The sequence below is a fragment of the Eubacterium segne genome, from assembly GCF_014287775.1.
GTDB lineage: Bacteria > Bacillota > Clostridia > Lachnospirales > Lachnospiraceae > Eubacterium_G > Eubacterium_G segne.
Window position 1 is genome coordinate 227887 of record NZ_JACOOZ010000005.1, and the last position, 17905, is coordinate 245791.

General features: G+C 33.8%; 16 protein-coding genes and 1 riboswitch. Of the genes, 1 reads left to right on the forward strand and 15 read right to left on the reverse strand.

Annotated features, from left to right (window positions below; translation table 11 throughout):
* Positions 1 to 136: 136 nt before the first annotated feature.
* On the reverse strand, positions 137 to 535 hold the full coding sequence (locus H8S00_RS08895) for a hypothetical protein (protein ID WP_186840421.1): 399 nt from the start codon (positions 533 to 535) through the stop codon (positions 137 to 139).
* A 139-nt stretch (positions 536 to 674) separates the two neighbouring features.
* A complete protein-coding gene (locus H8S00_RS08900; RefSeq protein WP_186840422.1) occupies positions 675 to 3611 on the reverse strand; it encodes an autotransporter outer membrane beta-barrel domain-containing protein in 2937 nt (978 codons plus the stop codon).
* Between the two features lie 153 nt (positions 3612 to 3764).
* A riboswitch (cobalamin riboswitch) is annotated at positions 3765 to 3982 on the reverse strand.
* A 75-nt stretch (positions 3983 to 4057) separates the two neighbouring features.
* Between H8S00_RS08900 and H8S00_RS08905 the strand changes: the two genes are divergently transcribed.
* Positions 4058 to 5155 carry a ribonuclease H-like domain-containing protein gene (locus H8S00_RS08905; protein ID WP_186840423.1) on the forward strand — a complete coding sequence of 366 codons (1098 nt, stop codon included), beginning with the start codon at positions 4058 to 4060 and terminating at the stop codon, positions 5153 to 5155.
* 66 nt (positions 5156 to 5221) lie between these two features.
* On the opposite strand, the gene H8S00_RS08910 is transcribed toward H8S00_RS08905, so the two are convergent.
* The 13 genes from H8S00_RS08910 to H8S00_RS08970 form a co-directional block, all read right to left on the reverse strand.
* Positions 5222 to 5422, reverse strand: a complete 201-nt coding sequence (locus H8S00_RS08910) for an alpha/beta-type small acid-soluble spore protein (RefSeq protein ID WP_021952988.1) — start codon at positions 5420 to 5422, stop codon at positions 5222 to 5224.
* Positions 5423 to 5571: 149 nt separating this feature from the next.
* Positions 5572 to 6942 carry a UDP-N-acetylmuramoyl-tripeptide--D-alanyl-D-alanine ligase gene (locus H8S00_RS08915; RefSeq protein ID WP_186840424.1) on the reverse strand — a complete coding sequence of 457 codons (1371 nt, stop codon included), beginning with the start codon at positions 6940 to 6942 and terminating at the stop codon, positions 5572 to 5574.
* Between the two features lie 19 nt (positions 6943 to 6961).
* A complete protein-coding gene (locus tag H8S00_RS08920) occupies positions 6962 to 7993 on the reverse strand; it encodes a D-alanine--D-alanine ligase family protein (RefSeq protein WP_186840425.1) in 1032 nt (343 codons plus the stop codon).
* A gap of 27 nt (positions 7994 to 8020) precedes the next feature.
* The gene (recG, locus tag H8S00_RS08925) at positions 8021 to 10045 is read right to left on the reverse strand and encodes an ATP-dependent DNA helicase RecG (RefSeq protein WP_186840426.1); all 2025 of its coding nucleotides are present in this window, start codon (positions 10043 to 10045) and stop codon (positions 8021 to 8023) included.
* Between the two features lie 117 nt (positions 10046 to 10162).
* Complete coding sequence (locus H8S00_RS08930; protein WP_186840427.1) at positions 10163 to 10684, reverse strand: hypothetical protein; 522 nt, start codon at positions 10682 to 10684, stop codon at positions 10163 to 10165.
* Between the two features lie 195 nt (positions 10685 to 10879).
* Positions 10880 to 11464 carry a hypothetical protein gene (locus H8S00_RS08935; RefSeq protein WP_186840428.1) on the reverse strand — a complete coding sequence of 195 codons (585 nt, stop codon included), beginning with the start codon at positions 11462 to 11464 and terminating at the stop codon, positions 10880 to 10882.
* Between the two features lie 448 nt (positions 11465 to 11912).
* Complete coding sequence (locus H8S00_RS08940; protein ID WP_186840429.1) at positions 11913 to 12221, reverse strand: hypothetical protein; 309 nt, start codon at positions 12219 to 12221, stop codon at positions 11913 to 11915.
* Between the two features lie 148 nt (positions 12222 to 12369).
* On the reverse strand, positions 12370 to 12732 hold the full coding sequence (locus tag H8S00_RS08945; protein WP_186840430.1) for a UCP019853 family protein: 363 nt from the start codon (positions 12730 to 12732) through the stop codon (positions 12370 to 12372).
* A gap of 22 nt (positions 12733 to 12754) precedes the next feature.
* A complete protein-coding gene (locus tag H8S00_RS08950; RefSeq protein WP_186840431.1) occupies positions 12755 to 14212 on the reverse strand; it encodes an RHS repeat protein in 1458 nt (485 codons plus the stop codon).
* Positions 14213 to 14686: 474 nt separating this feature from the next.
* A complete protein-coding gene (locus tag H8S00_RS08955) occupies positions 14687 to 15019 on the reverse strand; it encodes a hypothetical protein (RefSeq protein WP_186840432.1) in 333 nt (110 codons plus the stop codon).
* A 12-nt stretch (positions 15020 to 15031) separates the two neighbouring features.
* Positions 15032 to 15928 carry a hypothetical protein gene (locus tag H8S00_RS08960; RefSeq protein ID WP_186840433.1) on the reverse strand — a complete coding sequence of 299 codons (897 nt, stop codon included), beginning with the start codon at positions 15926 to 15928 and terminating at the stop codon, positions 15032 to 15034.
* Between the two features lie 97 nt (positions 15929 to 16025).
* A complete protein-coding gene (locus tag H8S00_RS08965) occupies positions 16026 to 16259 on the reverse strand; it encodes a hypothetical protein (RefSeq protein ID WP_186840434.1) in 234 nt (77 codons plus the stop codon).
* A 1-nt stretch (position 16260) separates the two neighbouring features.
* The gene (locus H8S00_RS08970) at positions 16261 to 17733 is read right to left on the reverse strand and encodes a glycohydrolase toxin TNT-related protein (protein WP_186840435.1); all 1473 of its coding nucleotides are present in this window, start codon (positions 17731 to 17733) and stop codon (positions 16261 to 16263) included.
* Positions 17734 to 17905: the final 172 nt, after the last annotated feature.

Consider the following 17905-nt stretch of genomic DNA (forward strand, 5'->3'; position numbering starts at 1 on the left):
CATGTTTAAAATAATGATTTAAATATCTAAAATGGTCCTAAAATAATAAAAACCAATAATAAATATAATAATACTTTTTCACGTTATATTCAATGAAAAAGGACTTTAAAATATTACTTTTAAAATATAACAAAGGTTATTCTCCAACCAGCATACAGAAATTAATATAAATAAATCTTTGTAATATATGTAATAACAATGCGTATAAGAATGAAACAACTATTACTATAACAATATTTGTTAATTTATTATACGAATGGACTACTTTCTTTTTTATGTATATAGTGGATAAGTATGTTCCATATCCAATAAATATCAGGCTTGTTACTAACATACCCATAAGGCTGATTTTTGAAAGCATGGGACTTGCAGAATTGTAATATAAATAACTATATTCCGGTTCACCATGTATGTATACCTTATGTAATTTACTTCCTTCCTTTGCCAGTTGATATTCCAATCCGTCTGAGCGATATATATATGTAAATATCATATATATAATAAAATCTAAAGACCAAAGTATTTTATTTTTCAAAGCTTAAATCCTCCTGCTTTTTCCTATAACGGATAATTGATGAAATATAAATATTATTTTAATCATAACATATTTTGGGTTAAGTAAAAATACAAAGGGACATATCACATTAGCGATAGTCCCTCTAAAAGTATTTTAACTATTTAATTTTCACAATTCGCTTTGACCATTTTCCATATATCTTTTTACCATTTACAACATTATATGTACGAATGATAATTATATATTTTTTGCCTTTCTTAACTCCTTTTATTGTTGACTTAACAATAGTGTTCTTTTTAAGGAGTTTTACCTTGGCATGTTTTGAATTTTTGCTTGTCCAGTATTTAATCTGATAACCGGTTGCCTTCTTATTTTTCTGCCATGATAATTTAATACTCTTTTTAGCTTTCTTTGCCTTAAACTTTTTAACAACTAATTTCTTATATTTGCCATCAATTGCTTTAGATGTTGGTGTAACCTTTGATGTTGTAGTTGTTTCAGAAGGCTTTTCGGTAGTAGGTTCTGCTGTAGTTGGCTCTTCACCCTTTTCTCCTATAACATTTAATTCTACTAAAACTTTCTGATTAGCAAGTTGTGCGAAGATTTTTCCGTATACAGGATCATCGGCATATCTTTTAGCATAATTTTCATATATTTCATGAGAAATTACTGCACCTACTGTAACCTTAGTATTATAAACCGGTATTGTTACCCTTAAAGTCTCATCATTAATAATGTTTTTGTTTGATGATATCCAGTATCTCTGATGGTCAGGAATTTCTTCTTCCGGATTTACAATTCTTGCAATAATTCCGTTATTATCTGGCTTTGAAACATAGTTTGATGAATAAACATTTCCATTTTCATCCTGATATATGCCGTAAAATACCTTCAAATCTCCTGTAATATTATTTGCATCGCTGTTTTCATTTTTTATAAACTCAAAGAAGTTTTCTTTTGCACTATTCATAAAATTAACAGCATTAGTTATTTCTTCTTCTGTTAAAGGTATAACTGTTACATCAAACTTAGTTGAAGCAGAAATATCGGTATTTTCCTTGTTGGTAATTGTTACTGTTAATGTAATTGTTTTTTTATCTTCTCCCGGAAGTGGTCTGTATGTGTATGTACGATAGCCATAAATTTCCATTACAGATGTATCGCTGCTTTCAACCTTGAAATCGTAATACTTACCATCAAGACCTAACTTTTTAGGGATAACTAACTGTATGTCATCTTTCACATTACTTAAATCAATATCTCCACCTGTAGTGAAATTTGAAAGATTATCTTTATATGTGTCAACCTTTTCCTGTAATGCCTTTGTCTGCTCTAATACTTCGTTATATGCTAAAACTTTAACAGGTATTTCACGTTTAATGGTTTCAGTAACCTGATCTTCACCTGAATTATATCTGCCAAATGTAAATTCAGCTGTTATAACAACATTTTGATCCTCTGATTTTCTATTTACCTTTGCTGTATAGTACATGTTAGTAAAGTCACTGTCCCATTCAGCAGAGTTACTAATTGAAATTACACTGCTATCTGAGGATGTATACTTTACTTTTACCCATTTAACATTTTTATCTGAGCCATTGTGACTGACATTTGGATTAGCAGGAAGCATTAAGTTTTCTGTTACACTTTGTAAATCTTCGTTTTTGTCTAAAATCTGATTATCAATGTATTCATCCCTTACTGCTTCAAGGTCTTTTTTTACCTTGTCTAAATCCCAATAGAAATTAACACATCTTGGTGCATATTCCACTGTAACATTATTTAATGTTAAATTAAATGTAACATCTGCCTGTCCCATATATCTGTATGCATATCCGGCATCAAATAAATTAATGTAAAAATAACGTATTGTTCCATCTTCATCAATGTATGTTGCACCATCAGAAAATCTGTTTTCAACATTCTTTATTGATACTTTTATGCCTTTATTGGCGTAAGCTTCTTTGGATTCAATGAGATTTGATAAATATGTATTAATATTTTTGTCTGTATTAAATTTCGGAGAAATAACTCCTGATGGAAGTTCATTTACAAGTGCATCAAGGGTTGCCTTATCTTCCACATCAGTGTTTGCAGCCTTAATCTGCCATTTTAAAACAGGATAACCATTATTTATGCTGCTGTCTGTTACAAATGCTTCTCCTAAATCAGATGCAATACCTTTTAATTCATCTGATGATAATTTTGTAACATCAGGTTCATCTGCATCAGAGATTTTAAAGCCATAAACATTTGAATTTATCCCTTCAAGATAATAGCATTTTTCAAAAGAAACATAGGCATTAATATATCCTATAACTGCACCATTTTGAGTTTTTTCCGTAACCACACCGGTTGTATAACTGTTTTTTACTGTTGATACATTGTTTGTGGTACCATATCCATAACCGACTAATCCACCTGAATATATTGTTTTGGTTGCTGTTGTAGTAACACTTCCTGTGTTATAGCAGTTGTCAATTGATGTGTATGTTTTAATTTCACCTGTTATACCTGAAACTCTTGCTCCACCGGTAATGTCACCTGCATTATAACTGTTTGTAATGGTTGTATTTTCAGAATATCCTGTGATTCCGGCAATGTTTTTCGCTTTTTTGTTTGTAACATTTATAGTTGCTTCGTTACCACAATTTGTAATGGTTGTATTAACTGCTTTAGCCACAATACCTGCATCAAATCCAAGAGTTGATGTAACATTTCCCTTAACTACAAGGTTTTTAATTGTGGCACCATTAGTCTGACCGATTAATCCCTGATAAGTTTTCTGAGCGTTAATATCTAATGTTACGCTATGTCCGTCACCGTCAATTGTTCCCGTAAAAGCATCAGGTAAAGTATTATCACCCTGACCTATTGTTTCAGTAACATTTTCAATGTCACTAGTAAGAATGTAATTTCCATCTAATGGATATTCAGCATCCTTGCCGATTTTGGCCCACTGAGTGGCGTCTGATATTTCAATTACATTTGATGTATCATCAGCTTTGGTGTAAGTTATACTTACATTTGAAAATGCTAATGCAATGGTAAGAGCAATTGAAATAACCTTTTTGGTTGTGTTGTTTCGTCTCATTTTCGTTCTCCTTCAATTAGTAAAATAGTAAGAGTAACACGAAAAAAGCCCTAAAGCGTATGCTCTAGGGGTGCGATAAATCTTATATATGCAAAATAAAGGCAACAAAATAAAGCCTTTTTGCAATAGAAGCCCTTTATCAATTCCCCGTGATATAACTCCAAACTCTATGCAGGTCTCCTGGCTTACACATCATCACTTTTATTTACCTTCCCGGTTGCCCAGTGGCGATTAAAAATCATACATGAATAACATGCCGCATAAATATGCGAATAAAAATTCCGTGCTTACAGTGGCGGGACCGTGCAGGATTTCCACCTGCTTCCCTCTTAGCTGATTTTTACATCAGAACATAAAGTCCATATGATATTTTTTAACATCACGGGTAATTTTAGCATTGTGCAATTAGATTGTCAACTAACGTAAAAATATGTTAAAATATGCTTATGTTAGTAATAAGAGATAAAGCAAATATAAAAATTGACTACCCGGTTTCAACGATTGCAAATCCTGATAAAACAATATTTTTTGATATTGAAACAACGGGATTTTCAAGAAAATACTGTAATGTTTATTTAATAGGCTGTATGTATTTTTCTAATAATGAATTAATGTATGCCCAGTGGCTGGCTGAGAATTTTAATGATGAGGCAAATGTTCTTATGGCGTTCCACAAATTTTTAAAGGGATTTAACACCATTATTCATTTTAATGGAAATGCTTTTGATATTCCTTTTGTTAAAGAAAGAGGTGAGAAATACAACTTAGACTTTGATTTTGACAGATTTAACAGCATAGATATTTATAAACCTCTGTCGAAATTAAATCATATATTAAATCTGGAAAACCAAAAGCAGAAAACCTTTGAAAAAGCATTAAACATAAAACGTACTGATCCTTTTTCAGGTGGGGATTTAGTAGAGATCTTTAAGCATTATGTAGAATCAAAAGATGATAGGCTTATTTTCCCCCTTCTGCTACATAATCGTGAAGATGTTATTAATATGGGAAAATTAATATCCCTTTTATCTGTAAAAGATGTGTTTGATGGGAAATTTCATATTCAGGAATATTCCATTAACGAATATACAAATGTTGAAGGGGACATAGAAAAAGAATTAAGAATTAATATTTCATTTGAAAACAGGATTCCGCTAAAAATTATATATAACAAAGATTACCTTCATTTTTCTGCCATAGATGATAGAGGATATATAACCGTTAAAATCATAAATGGAACCTTTAAGTATTTTTTTTCCAATTCGAAGGATTACTATTATCTGCCTTTAGAGGATAAGGCAATTCATAAAAGTATTGCTTCTTTTGTGGATAAAAACTACAGAAAACAAGCGTCAGCTTCTACATGTTACGAGAAATTTTCAGGGGAGTTTTTACCGGTGTATTCTTTAGATAATGATTGTTTTCCACAGGTTTTAAGAGAGGATTACAAATCTAAAACAGGAGTCATCAAACCTTCAGTTTTAAATGATGAAAACATATATTCATATGTTTTAGATATTATTAAATTCATGAAAAATAAATAGATATAACTAAGTAAGGAGGTTCACATTTAGTGAACCTCCCTGCTGTTTTTAAACGATAGAAAATGATTATTTACCACTCATCTGTTTTTCCTGAGCTTCAATCATCTTCTTAACCATCTGTCCACCAACAGAACCTGCCTGTGCAGATGTTAAGTTTCCGTTATAACCGTCTGTAAGCTGTACACCTACTTCTGATGCGCATTCCATTTTAAATCTGTTCATTGCACTCTTTGCTTCTGGAACATTTACGTTGTTTGAATTACTCATTTCAATTACCTCCATTTTCACAACCAGATATTTAAAAATTGTAACCAACCTTCAATTGAATTTTTGTTACACTAGTATTATGTGAAGAAAAGAGATTAATAAACTGGTAAGTTGTTGTTAATCTGACATTTTTTTCAAAATATAATAATTTAAAAAGTCTCTTTTATAAGATTAACTATTGTAGTAAATTTCATTCCGTTTGAAGCTTTAATTAAAACTGTATCTCCGGGTTTGATATACTCACTGATATTTGACTCAAAGTCCTGTTTATTATTAAAATGATAAACTATGTTGCATCCGTTTTTTGCAGCATCAGCTATGTTTTGTGCCAAATCACCAATACATATAACTTCATCTATTTTTAATCGGGCAGCTTCTTCTCCTACCTGTCTATGAAGTTCTGCTTCATTGTCTCCTAACTCATACATATTACCTAAGATAGCTACCTTTCTGCCATCTGCTTCTGATAAAACATTAAGAGATGCTTTCATTGACATGGGATTGGCATTGTAACAGTCATCTATTACTGTTATATTGTTTACGTTAAAGATGTTATTTCGGCCGTTTATTGCCTTAAGCTTTCTAATGCCGGAATCTATTTCTGAAAAACTCATTCCAAAATGAACACCTATGCAGGTAGCTGCTAAGGCATTATAAATCATGTGAAATCCCGGAATTGGAATCAGTGTTGTAAAGGTTTTATCAAAGTATTTGATTTCTACTTCTGTTCCCATAACGCCTTTTGATGTGTGAGAAACAATTCCCACATTCTGCTTTGTATTTATGCCGAAAAACATTGGTTCATGTCCGTTTACTTCTTTTACATTAATTAATTTGTCATCATCACCATTTAAAACTACAAAACAATCTTTTTGTGCGTGTTCAAACATTTCTGTTTTAGCTCTGAATACACCATCTCTGTCTCCTAAATTTTCCAAATGGCATGTTCCAATATTAGTAATTACGCATACATCCGGCTTTGAAATATTAGCAAGACGGTGCATTTCACCAAAGTCACTGATTCCCATTTCTATAACGGCTATCTGATGATTATCACGTATTTTTAACATGGTAAGTGGCATTCCGATTTCATTGTTATAGTTGCCCTCAGTTTTTAAAACCTGATATTTTTCACTTAAAACGGAAGCAATGATTTCTTTAGTGCTGGTTTTTCCTACACTACCTGTAATTCCTATGATTTTACATGAAAGCTGTTCTCTGTAAAATTCAGCAATTGCCTTTAGGGCATCAGCAACAGATTTAACCAGTATGTATGGCTTGTTGATATCCAATTTTTTTTCAGATAAAGTGCATAATGCACCTTTTTCAAATACCTGTGGAATAAAGTCATGTCCGTCAACCTTTGCCCCCACAAAAGGAAGATACAAATATCCTTCTTCTATTAAACGGCTGTCTTTTTCAACACCTGTAATTTCAGTTTGTTTAAGACTTTCATCTCCTATGTATATTCCATTGCAGGCTTTAGCAATGTTTTCCAGTGTCATATTTTTTAAACTCATTTATTTGCTCCAATCAACATTATTTATATTTGTTTAACGACAATTCTACTATTTTATTACAAAGAGACGGATAATCCACACCTATTGCCCTTGCCTCATCAGGAATAAGACTTGTGGAAGTCATACCCGGTAATGTATTTACTTCTAAGCAAAACATATTTCCGGCTTTATCCATCATAACGTCTGCTCTTGAACATAGCGAACAACCAATTGCATCACAGGCATCAACAGCTACCTGCTGCATTTTCTCTGTAAGTTCATCGCCTAAATTAGCAGGACAAACATGAGTTGTGGCACCATCTTTATATTTGTTTTCATAGTCATACCATCCTTCTCTTGGTATAATTTCCACAATAGGTAATGCCTTTCCATTTAAAACTCCAATGGAAAATTCCCGTCCTTCTATAAAATCTTCAATTAATATTTCGTTATCATATTTGAAACATTCTTCCACGGCATTTTGGTAATCTTTTTCGTCTTTTACTAAAACCACACCAACACTTGAGCCACCGTTGCAGGCTTTAACTACAAGAGGAAGTGACATATTTAAGGGGTTGAGGTCTGTATCTTCACCTTTTTTCACCCAGACACTTTTAGCTGTTGGAACACCTTTTGACATAAAAATCTGTTTTGTAACTGCTTTATCCATTCCCATGGCACTGGCTAAATGTCCTGAACCGGTGTATTTAATTCCATATAAATCAAAGGCTGCCTGACATTTTCCGTCTTCACCGTTTTTTCCATGTAAGGCAAGAAATACAATGTCAGCTTTTTTACATATTTCAATTACATTATTTCCAAAGAAGCTTTTTCTTTTTCCTTCAGTTTCTTTAACTTTTGTAGAAAGGCTTTTTATGTAATCTTTTTCTTTTGTAACATCATATGTGTTTTTTGAGGTTTCAAAAATATCACAATTATCCATTCCAAAGAAAACATCCATCAAAATAGCATTGTGATTTTTTTCACGAAGTGCCTGACAAACATTATATCCTGAGCTTATTGAAACTTCTCTTTCTGTACTGTTTCCTCCACATAAAACTACTATATCCATAACTAATGTACTATACTCCTCTCAAATTTATATATTAATTGATGAAATTTTTGATGTATTCATCATTTCCATTTCCTCATCTGATACATACAATTCGCCGGATTCAATTAAATTAATTGCATCAGCAGCTTTTTTTAAAGTATCAGCATCATTCATAATATCGCCGATTTTAAATTCAAAATCACCACTTTGTCTGACACCGAAAAAATCACCCGGCCCCCTTAACTTCAAATCTTCATTTGCAATAAAAAATCCGTCGTTAGATTTATTTAATATTTCAAGGCGGTCTTTTGCTTCCTTCTTTTCGCTGCCATTTATAAAAATACAGTAGGATTGAAACTTTCCTCTTCCTACACGGCCCCTAAGCTGATGCAGCTGGGCTAATCCAAAACGTTCTGCATTTTCAACCATCATAACCGTGGCATTGGGAACATTAACACCAACCTCCACAACAGTGGTTGAAACTAAAACCTGTATTTCATTTTTTGAGAACTTCTCCATTATATCATTTTTTTCAGCAGGTTTCATTCTTCCATGCAAAAAAGATACATTAATTGCCGGTGGAAATATCTGCTTAAGCTTATCGGCATATTCAATAACATTTTCACCTTCTACAGCTTCGCTGTATTCTACCGTAGGACATATAATGTAAACCTGACGTCCCTGTGCAACTTGCTTTTCAATAAAATTATAGGCGTTATATCTGTAATCTTTGCCGACAACACAGTTGGCTATAGGTCGCCTTCCAGCAGGCAATTCATCAATTATTGAAATATCAAGGTCGCCATACATTATAATGGCAAGGGTTCTTGGAATAGGTGTTGCACTCATAACTATTGTATGAGGTCTGCTTCCTTTCCCGGAAATTGCTTCACGTTGTCTTACTCCAAATCTATGCTGCTCATCAGTAACTACAAGGGCTAGGTTTTTATATTTAACTTTATCTTGGATAAGAGCATGGGTTCCTATTATAACGTCTGCCGTGCCACTTTCAATATCCTGATAAACCATCCTTTTTTCTTTAACCGTCATGGAGCCTACAAGTATAACAGGACACAAATCAATATTATTTTTTTCTAATGTTTCTTTTAGCTGTTCAAAATGCTGTCTTGCAAGAACTTCCGTAGGTGCCATAATTGCCCCCTGATATCCGTTTAATGCAGCAGTTATTAATGCTAAAAAAGCAACTATCGTTTTACCGGATCCAACATCTCCCTGAATTAACCTGTTCATAACTTTAGGAGATGAGATATCTTTTTTTATTTCCTCCCATGTGCGAAGTTGTGCAGATGTGAGATTATAGGGAAGATTTTTTATTAAATTTTTAACCTTATCAGGTTCTTCTAAAATATATTCATTTTTTTCATTTTTATTGTTATCTTTTAAATTCCTAAGAGTATTAATAAATTCAAAAAATTCGTCAAATACCAGTCTTTTTCTTGCTGTAGAAAGTTCTTTCATGTTTTTTGGAAAATGAATATTTTTAATAGCCACCCTTCTATCTTCTAAAGAATATTTCTCTATAACCGACACAGGAAGATTTTCTTTTATGTCAATAATATTAAGTGCCTGTGCAACAGATTTTTGAACTAAAGTATTTGTCAGACCGTGAGTAAGAGGATAAACCGGCTGCATTTTTCCCATTTTTGAAGTGTATTCTTTTATTGTAAAGATTTTTGGCTGCTCTATTTCAAAACTACCTTTAGATTCTCTTACAAATCCCCTAAAAATATACACGTCACCATTTTTTAATTTACTTCTTAAATATGGTGAATTAAACCAGATAGCTTTAATTCCGTATCCTTCACTATCTCTAAGATAAGCTGTAACAATTTGCAAATTACGGACTTTTTTCACTGCAACATCCCTTACAACTGTTGCTTTAACCGCCTGAGTCCTGTCACAATCTAATTTACGGACAATTACAGGTTCCTCATAAACATCGTAATATCTGGGATAATACTCCAGTAAGTCTTCAACACTGGATACACCTACTTTTTCAAACAAATTTTCAGTTTTCTGACCTATTCCTTTTAATTCATTAAGCAACATATTAATATCCTCAAAACATTTCAGCCTATTTTACCACATATGAAAACAGAATGCCAGAAAATCGAAATGAATTTTGAAGCTTTGGTTTGACATTTTGATATTCATTTGTTATCTTATTTACGGAACCATATTTGGTTGTAGCTGACGGCAATTGGAGCCTGAGTGCTGACAACCATTCATTGGTTCTTTTTTTGTCAGGCTCAATTTATAATTTTTATAGTTTATACCACTCTCAACGCCATATCCAGCCTTGCTTATACTTCCCTTGCTTATACTTCCCTTACTTACAAAGCCTTCGGCATTCTTAGCATATCTGCTTACAGCACCGGCAGCTCCTATAGGTGCAAAGATTCCCGTAAACATAAAGCCATCTATGGCACCATCTGCAAAATCATGTAGAAGTTCATTAGTATCACGTTCCCCACAAGCAAGGGAAATAGCCGCATCAGTTGCACCACCTAACAGTGAACCAAGCAGTAACTCACTTCCAACGGATACGGCTGCAGCCATTCCTCCCATTGTACCTGCAAGTATTCCTATGGCAATTGCGGCACCGGTTATGCCAAGAGCAATTTTACCCCATGCAGGTATTCCTGTATCGGTATTACCCTCATTATATGAAATACCTGAACCTGTCATTGCTTCAAAATATGAGGCTTTGATTTTGATTGTCCTTAAGTGCACTCAAAGTCAAATCTTGCTCTCATTAATCAATTCCTATACAGAATTGTATCATACTATAATCACATTAATATTAATGTTTTCGGCAATTGTTAGTTCAGTAGGATTATTTTTTACTTTTGAGCCCTAAAGTATAAGCATAATTAAATTATATTACCAGTTACATTCTTCAAAGTTTTCTAAATCTAATTCTGGTATGTATACGGAAATCCATCTAACCCTATTGGTTTCAGCATCCATTTCTATAAACACACCTTTGTCAGACTCCCATACTTCTTCAAATTCATTATAAACAAATGATGGTTCAATTTCTAACATTTTTTGTTCTGTAGTTCCGACTCCTATCTTTTCAAATAACCTTCCCTTATAGTTATCCAGTGTTATTATTCGAAATAATTTATTATTTCCAAGATGAAAGAATAATTCAACACTATTTTGAATATCATATCGAATCCAATTTTCATTAATTACCATAGCTTCAACATTATTTAATGATAATAAATCACTCAGTTCATCTCTTGTACTATATAATTTTATTTCTCCAAATCCCTTAAAGGGTATAATTGGAGCAGTAATGTCTAATAGCATATTAGTTACCTCCTGAAAAATAATTGTTGCATTTTCTTTTCCGTTTGTTTTGTAGAGACTTTCTGAACCATCGATTATTTTTATTATACTTTGGTATGTAGTACTTATTTTTACATACGGATTGCATCCATGTCTTCCACCACCTGGCAAAACTTGTACTTGAGAAATATTTTTTCCTCCGCCTGGGTTGTTTAGCTTTATAATTTGTTCTCCACTTTTTGACCTTGTAGATGCTTTTACTGTTACATCATAACCAGCATCTGTAAGAGCTTGTGTTATTTCATCCTATGTTATTTTAATCCATCAATTGTTCATATAAAAACTGACAAGCATCATCTTCCGATTCAAAAAAATCATTTGTTATTTTGATACCTCTTTCCAAATAATAAACAGACCACCTATCCTGAATTTTTTCCAAGCATAAACATTCATCTTTTTCCTGTTCCTGTCAGATTGTAAATATAATTTGGAACTTCAATAACTTTAAAATTTATTTCTAATACCTTTTTAGTTATTTAATCTCTTTTAATTTGAAAACAATGAGTTCTATACTTTTGATGGAAGAATATTCCGTTTTGATTTAATTAAATAAAAATTTTTATTTTGTAAACTTTTTATAATATTCATGATTTTTATACGATTGTTCAATCTGATAAAACAAATCAACATCCTTCTCATCTGACCACACATCAAATCCTACATATGGAGAAATACGATATTGGATGCAAATATTATATTCTTCAATCCGAAATTCTCTTGACTTTTCTGCTTTGGTTAAATAAATATGTAAATCTTTCTTTAACGGATATTCTTTACCTTCATAATACATTACTGGTCCATTCTCTGTAGGATATAATGCAAAAAAAACATTCTCATCTTTGAAATATAACCCTGTAAAATACGGCATTTGCTTTTTTTAATTATTGTATTCCCTTTCTCCAGTAATTCTATTCAACATACAATGCTCATGTATTTCTATATTTGATAATTCAACGATTGTATCATTCATATGATTGTCTCCTTAGCCAACCTTTTAACCTACTAATGTTTTTTAATTATTCAAAATCCAAATCAATTCTTAATACATCCACTTGTACCTGTTTACCATCTAAATAGCCATAATTATATAATTCTTCTTCGTCTATTTCAAAATTGATTACGGATTTCAAAATTCCCTTAGCAATATCCAACGTACCAAAAATCGAATACGCAAAGCTCTGTTTTTTTCTCTCGATGCTTACTTTTTTTTCATCACACTGCGTAATTTCTAAGTCATCATATAATAGTATCTCAACTGTTGCCTCCTGACCTATTTCTTTAATAGTTCCACAATTAACAAATCCTGTGATATATACATCTCCGATTCTAACTGTAACTTCATCATCGACAATATTTATTATTTTGCAATTATATTTCATATGCATTACCTTTCTTATTATTTTATTTAGGATTAATAACAGGATTATTTACTCCGTTCAACATCTTCCAAAATGTTTTTCCACTTTCAGTATGGAACGTGGTAATATAGCCTTCATTATTGGTGCCAACAAAAGCAAACTTTGCATTTCCCTTACTGTTATTCCCCATAAACTGAACATATCCTGTTCTCGTTCCACCTTTATACACGTATTCAACTTTGTATCCATTTTGCATTACATTTTGTGCACCTTGTAAGTACTCTTCAGCAGAATTAAATGCCCCTTTAAACTCACCACCATGTTTATAAAAATGCGATAATAATTTTTCATCAGAGACAAAAGTCGCTTTGGTCCTACTACCACTCTCAGCACCATATCCAGCCTTACTTATACTTCCCTTACTTACAAAGCCTTCGGCATTCTTCGCATATCTGCTCACAGCACCGGCAGCTCCTATAGGTGCAAAGATTCCCGTAAACATAAAGCCATCTATAGCACCATCTGCCAAATCATGTAAAAGTTCATTAGTATCACGTTCCCCGCAGGCAAGAGATATAGCCGCATCAGTTGCACCACCTAACAGCGAACCCAACAATAATTCACTTCCTACAGATACAGCTGCGGCCATTCCTCCCATTGTACCTGCAAGTATTCCTATGGCAATCGCGGCACCGGTTATCCCCAGTGCAATTTTACCCCATGCAGGTATTCCGGTATCGGTGCTGCCTTCGTTATATGAAATGCCTGAACCGGACATTGCTTCAAAGAAACTGCTTACTGACTGTTGAAAGGTTCCAACCACACCGGCAATGCTGTCGCGGGCATCCTTCAAAAACTGTGACGGTGAAAAGTTTGTAATCGAATCCTTAATGTCCGAAATGACACTCCATGCAGAATCAGCTGCACCCTTAAAGGCATTTCCAATGGAATTCATTACGCTTCCAACCGTGTTTTTCACAGCACCTAATGCATTTCCAACCGTGCTGCCAACGGAGGATGCCCAGTCACCTATGGCTGAAACCGGTGACTGCCCCATGGGATCGATATATTTAAGAGGATTATTTAATACATATATGTACGCATTAAGCATTGATGCATTTCTAATATCTCCTTTGACGGCATCTCTTGTTGTAAAACGTTTTACTGCACTGTCATATGTTCTGTCAGATGCGTAGTATTTATCAGTAATGTCATCATATAAATATGTTGTATAATGCCTGCTTAAATTTTCAACCATGTCACTGTAGGCACTGCTGAGTGAACTGCTGATATTTGTTGTCACATTTTCCCATGCATCATACCATGAATTGGACATGTCACTTCCCTTTTTATTTTTAATGTTGGTAATGCTTCCCAGACGGTCAGTGTGAACATACGCGTTTTCGGTAATTCGTAATGGTTTCATCAGTTTACCAAACAGACTGCCAAAGGCACCCCTGTTGAGCATTCCTGAAACTAAAATGTATTTGATTGAGTTCATTGTAACACTAATTAACCAATTCCCATAGGCATATCTTTCATCATTTTTTTGTGGTTATTTTTGTTAACCTGTCTTTGTTACCATGTTTCCCTGCTGACTGATGGAGGTTTCAATTTTGCCATAATTATTGTATGTCTTTGAAGCATAGTCCGAAAACTTTGTCTGACATTTTGGTCTAAGTACAACGATTTAAATATGCAAAAAAGTATCTCTTAAAATTACCAGTATAATGAAGAAAATCTTGAAATGTATTACCGCTTTTTTTGACCAATTTTTGTGACTGAAATACCGCTTGTAAGACTGAATTTTATAAAAAAGACTTGCTGTTTACAATAAACTCCCACAGAAAAACGCACCCTTTCGCAGCAATCTGTTACAAAGAGTGCGTTACATCAGCATATTGAATCTGCAATGTTGGTTCGCATATGAAGATTAGTAAAATTATGCTAACTTCTACTAATTAACATGATAGCCCTAGTCTCCTATAGAAATTAGTCCTAATTTTTTTAATAATGCTTTTTGGGCAAGTTCCACTAAATCTTTCAGCATCTGATTTCCTTCATCTGGTTCATCATAATCATAAAGTAATTTGTTATCTAAAATATACTTACATATTTGGATTATCTGCATTAAATCATTTTTAGATATTTCCATATCAGTGTAAGGATTAATCTCACACAATTGGTGCATATCAAATGATACTTCCTGGTTTAATTTATAGATAAAATCAATTAACTCGTCACTAAATTCTACATTATAATCCTGTTCCTTAATCTCATCTATTGAGTTACCTATATAAAAATTCATAATAAAAATCTCCTATTTTTTGGGAAACGCAGTAACTACATTTCCAAACCCATCAATAACCACTTTAATTGTATATAATGGCTTTCCCTTACTATTTGTTCCTATCGGATTAGTGAATGTTTGTTCAAAAATATATCCATCTCTTCCAGCAGTGTTTGATTTAATAATAAAATTGTCTCCCTTCAATGTACTATCAATTCCATTTTTAATATCAAAATCAGCATTAAAATGTGATTTATTACTATATAAAGAATTAGGTCCATGCCTATCTACAATGTGATTATTGAAAGTATCATCACTCAAATTATAGTTATCTGCCAAATCAAAAACATCTTTAAATTTACTTCTATTACCACTCTCAGCACCATATCCGACCCTGCTCACACTTCCCTTACTTACAAAGCCTTCGGCATTCTTAGCATATCTGCTCACAGCACCGGCAGCTCCTATAGGTGCAAAGATTCCCGTAAACATGAAGCCGTCTATGGCGCCATCCGCAAAATCATGTAAAAGTTCATTGGTGTCCCGTTCCCCACAGGCGAGTGATATGGCTGCGTCAGTTACACCTCCCAACAGTGAACCCAACAATAATTCACTTCCTACAGATACAACTGCGGCCATTCCTCCCATTGTACCTGCAAGTATTCCTATGGCAATTGCAGCACCGGTTATGCCAAGAGCAATTTTACCCCATGCAGGTATTCCTGTATCGGTATTACCCTCATTATATGAAATACATGAACCTGTCATAGCTTCAAAGGAACTGCTTACTGACAAATGAAAAAACTTAGTAAGATTTCCATTAATATCATTAACTACAACCTTCACATCACCAGGTAAATAACACAGCATGGCAAGGCTACCGCAGAGTAAATCGATAAAAAACTGCATTGGACTTGATGATTTCAAATGTATTGTCTCCATAGCACTAAGTTCCATAAAAAATGAGATCTGTATCTTTGAAGCAACAATATTCAGTTCAAATATACTTATTGTTAAAACGTTACTAGTCTATACTTACTATTTTTCTGATTTCTTTTAACAAACACTCGCATGCTGCTTCTTCATTCTCAAAAAATCCTACACTAGTCTTTATTCCTCTTTCGCTATAGTATACATGCCATCGACTTTTTTTCTTCTCCAAACAATATGATTCGTTAGGCAAACCTCCTGAAAGAGAATATAAGTCTTTTGGAACTTTATTTAGCAATAATACTTCTTCCAATTCTTGTTTATTCATATTAATTTTGCACCTTTCGTAATATTCCTTGTTCTAATAAATCTGATATTTTTTGACTAAATTCATATTGAATTCCTCCTCCGTTTTCACCAAACCACGGAGCTATTTTTCCAGCTTGTACGTCAACTGACTTAACAACTTCAAAGACTGTATACGGCTTCTGGTCTGTCCCTATTGGTAATGATCTCTCCGTATATGATATTCCTTTCGGCGAAACAAACGTTCCACCATCATATCCATATCTATCGATTAAAGTACCAGGTTCTAATGTGACTTTTGTTGGATTTCCATCAAATCCTCTATTAGGTGGCCATATAGGACTTCCATCTGGATTATAATACTTTGAATTTCTACCACTCTCAGCACCATATCCAGCCTTGCTTATACTTCCCTTACTTACAAAGCCTTCGGCATTCTTCGCATATCTGCTTACAGCACCGGCAGCTCCTATAGGTGCAAAGATTCCCGTAAACATAAAGCCATCTATAGCACCATCTGCAAAATCATGTAGAAGTTCATTAGTATCACGTTCCCCGCAGGCTAGAGAAATAGCCGCATCAGTTGCACCACCTAACAGCGAACCCAACAATAACTCACTTCCCACAGATACAGCCGCGGCCATTCCACCCATTGTACCTGCAAGTATTCCTATGGCAATTGCAGCACCGGTTATACCGAGAGCAATTTTACCCCATGCAGGTATTCCTGTATCGGTGCTGCCTTCGTTATATGAAATGCCTGAACCGGACATTGCTTCAAAGAAACTGCTTACCGACTGTTGAAATGTTCCAACCACACCGGCAATGCTGTCCCGGGCATCCTTCAAAAACTGTGACGGCGAAAAGTTTGTAATCGAATCCTTAATGTCCGAAATGACACTCCATGCAGAATCAGCTGCACCCTTAAAGGCATTTCCAATGGAATTCATTACGCTTCCAACCGTGTTTTTCACAGCACCTAATGCATTTCCAACCGTGCTGCCAACGGAGGATGCCCAGTCACCTATGGCTGAAACCGGTGACTGCCCCATGGGATCGATATATTTAAGAGGATTATTTAATACATATATGTACGCATTAAGCGTTGATGCATTTCTAATATCTCCTTTGACGGCATCTCTTGTTGTAAAACGTTTTACTGCACTGTCATATGTTCTGTCACATGCGTAGTATTTATCAGTAATGTCATCATATGAATATGTTGTATAATGTCTGCTTAATCTTTCAACCACATCACTGTAGGCACTGCTGAGTGAACTACTGATATTTGTTGTTACATTTCCCCATACATCATACTGTGAATTGGAAATATCACTTCCTTTTTTGTTTTTTATATTAGTAATGCTTCCCAAACGGTCAGTATGAACATATGAGTTTTCGGTACTTCTTAATGGTTTCAACAGTTTTCCAAACAAACTACTGAAAGCACCCTTATTAAGCATTCCGGAAATTGACGTGTATTTGCCTGAATTCATTGTAACACTAATTAATTCATTTCCATAGACATATCTTTCATCATTTTTTAACGCCTAAAATGAAATTTTAAATTCCACTCTCCCACTGTACAGTGGAATTTACTTTTACATAAACGGAATTTACTCTTTCACACCATTTTCCTCTATTATATTGCTTATTCCCTCTTCTTTT

Bases quoted from the DNA above. Each gene is read 5' to 3' on its own strand.
- H8S00_RS08900 (WP_186840422.1), bottom strand. From the start codon at position 3,611: ATGAGACGAAACAACACAACCAAAAAGGTTATTTCAATTGCTCTTACC.
- H8S00_RS08905 (WP_186840423.1), top strand. From the start codon at position 4,058: ATGTTAGTAATAAGAGATAAAGCAAATATAAAAATTGACTACCCGGTT.
- H8S00_RS08910 (WP_021952988.1), bottom strand. From the start codon at position 5,422: ATGAGTAATTCAAACAACGTAAATGTTCCAGAAGCAAAGAGTGCAATG.
- H8S00_RS08915 (WP_186840424.1), bottom strand. From the start codon at position 6,942: ATGAGTTTAAAAAATATGACACTGGAAAACATTGCTAAAGCCTGCAAT.
- H8S00_RS08920 (WP_186840425.1), bottom strand. From the start codon at position 7,993: ATGGATATAGTAGTTTTATGTGGAGGAAACAGTACAGAAAGAGAAGTT.
- recG (WP_186840426.1), bottom strand. From the start codon at position 10,045: ATGTTGCTTAATGAATTAAAAGGAATAGGTCAGAAAACTGAAAATTTG.
- H8S00_RS08930 (WP_186840427.1), bottom strand. From the start codon at position 10,684: ATGACAGGTTCAGGTATTTCATATAATGAGGGTAATACCGATACAGGA.
- H8S00_RS08940 (WP_186840429.1), bottom strand. From the start codon at position 12,221: ATGCCGTATTTTACAGGGTTATATTTCAAAGATGAGAATGTTTTTTTT.
- H8S00_RS08945 (WP_186840430.1), bottom strand. From the start codon at position 12,732: ATGAAATATAATTGCAAAATAATAAATATTGTCGATGATGAAGTTACA.
- H8S00_RS08950 (WP_186840431.1), bottom strand. From the start codon at position 14,212: ATGAACTCAATCAAATACATTTTAGTTTCAGGAATGCTCAACAGGGGT.
- H8S00_RS08955 (WP_186840432.1), bottom strand. From the start codon at position 15,019: ATGAATTTTTATATAGGTAACTCAATAGATGAGATTAAGGAACAGGAT.
- H8S00_RS08965 (WP_186840434.1), bottom strand. From the start codon at position 16,259: ATGAATAAACAAGAATTGGAAGAAGTATTATTGCTAAATAAAGTTCCA.
- H8S00_RS08970 (WP_186840435.1), bottom strand. From the start codon at position 17,733: ATGAATTCAGGCAAATACACGTCAATTTCCGGAATGCTTAATAAGGGT.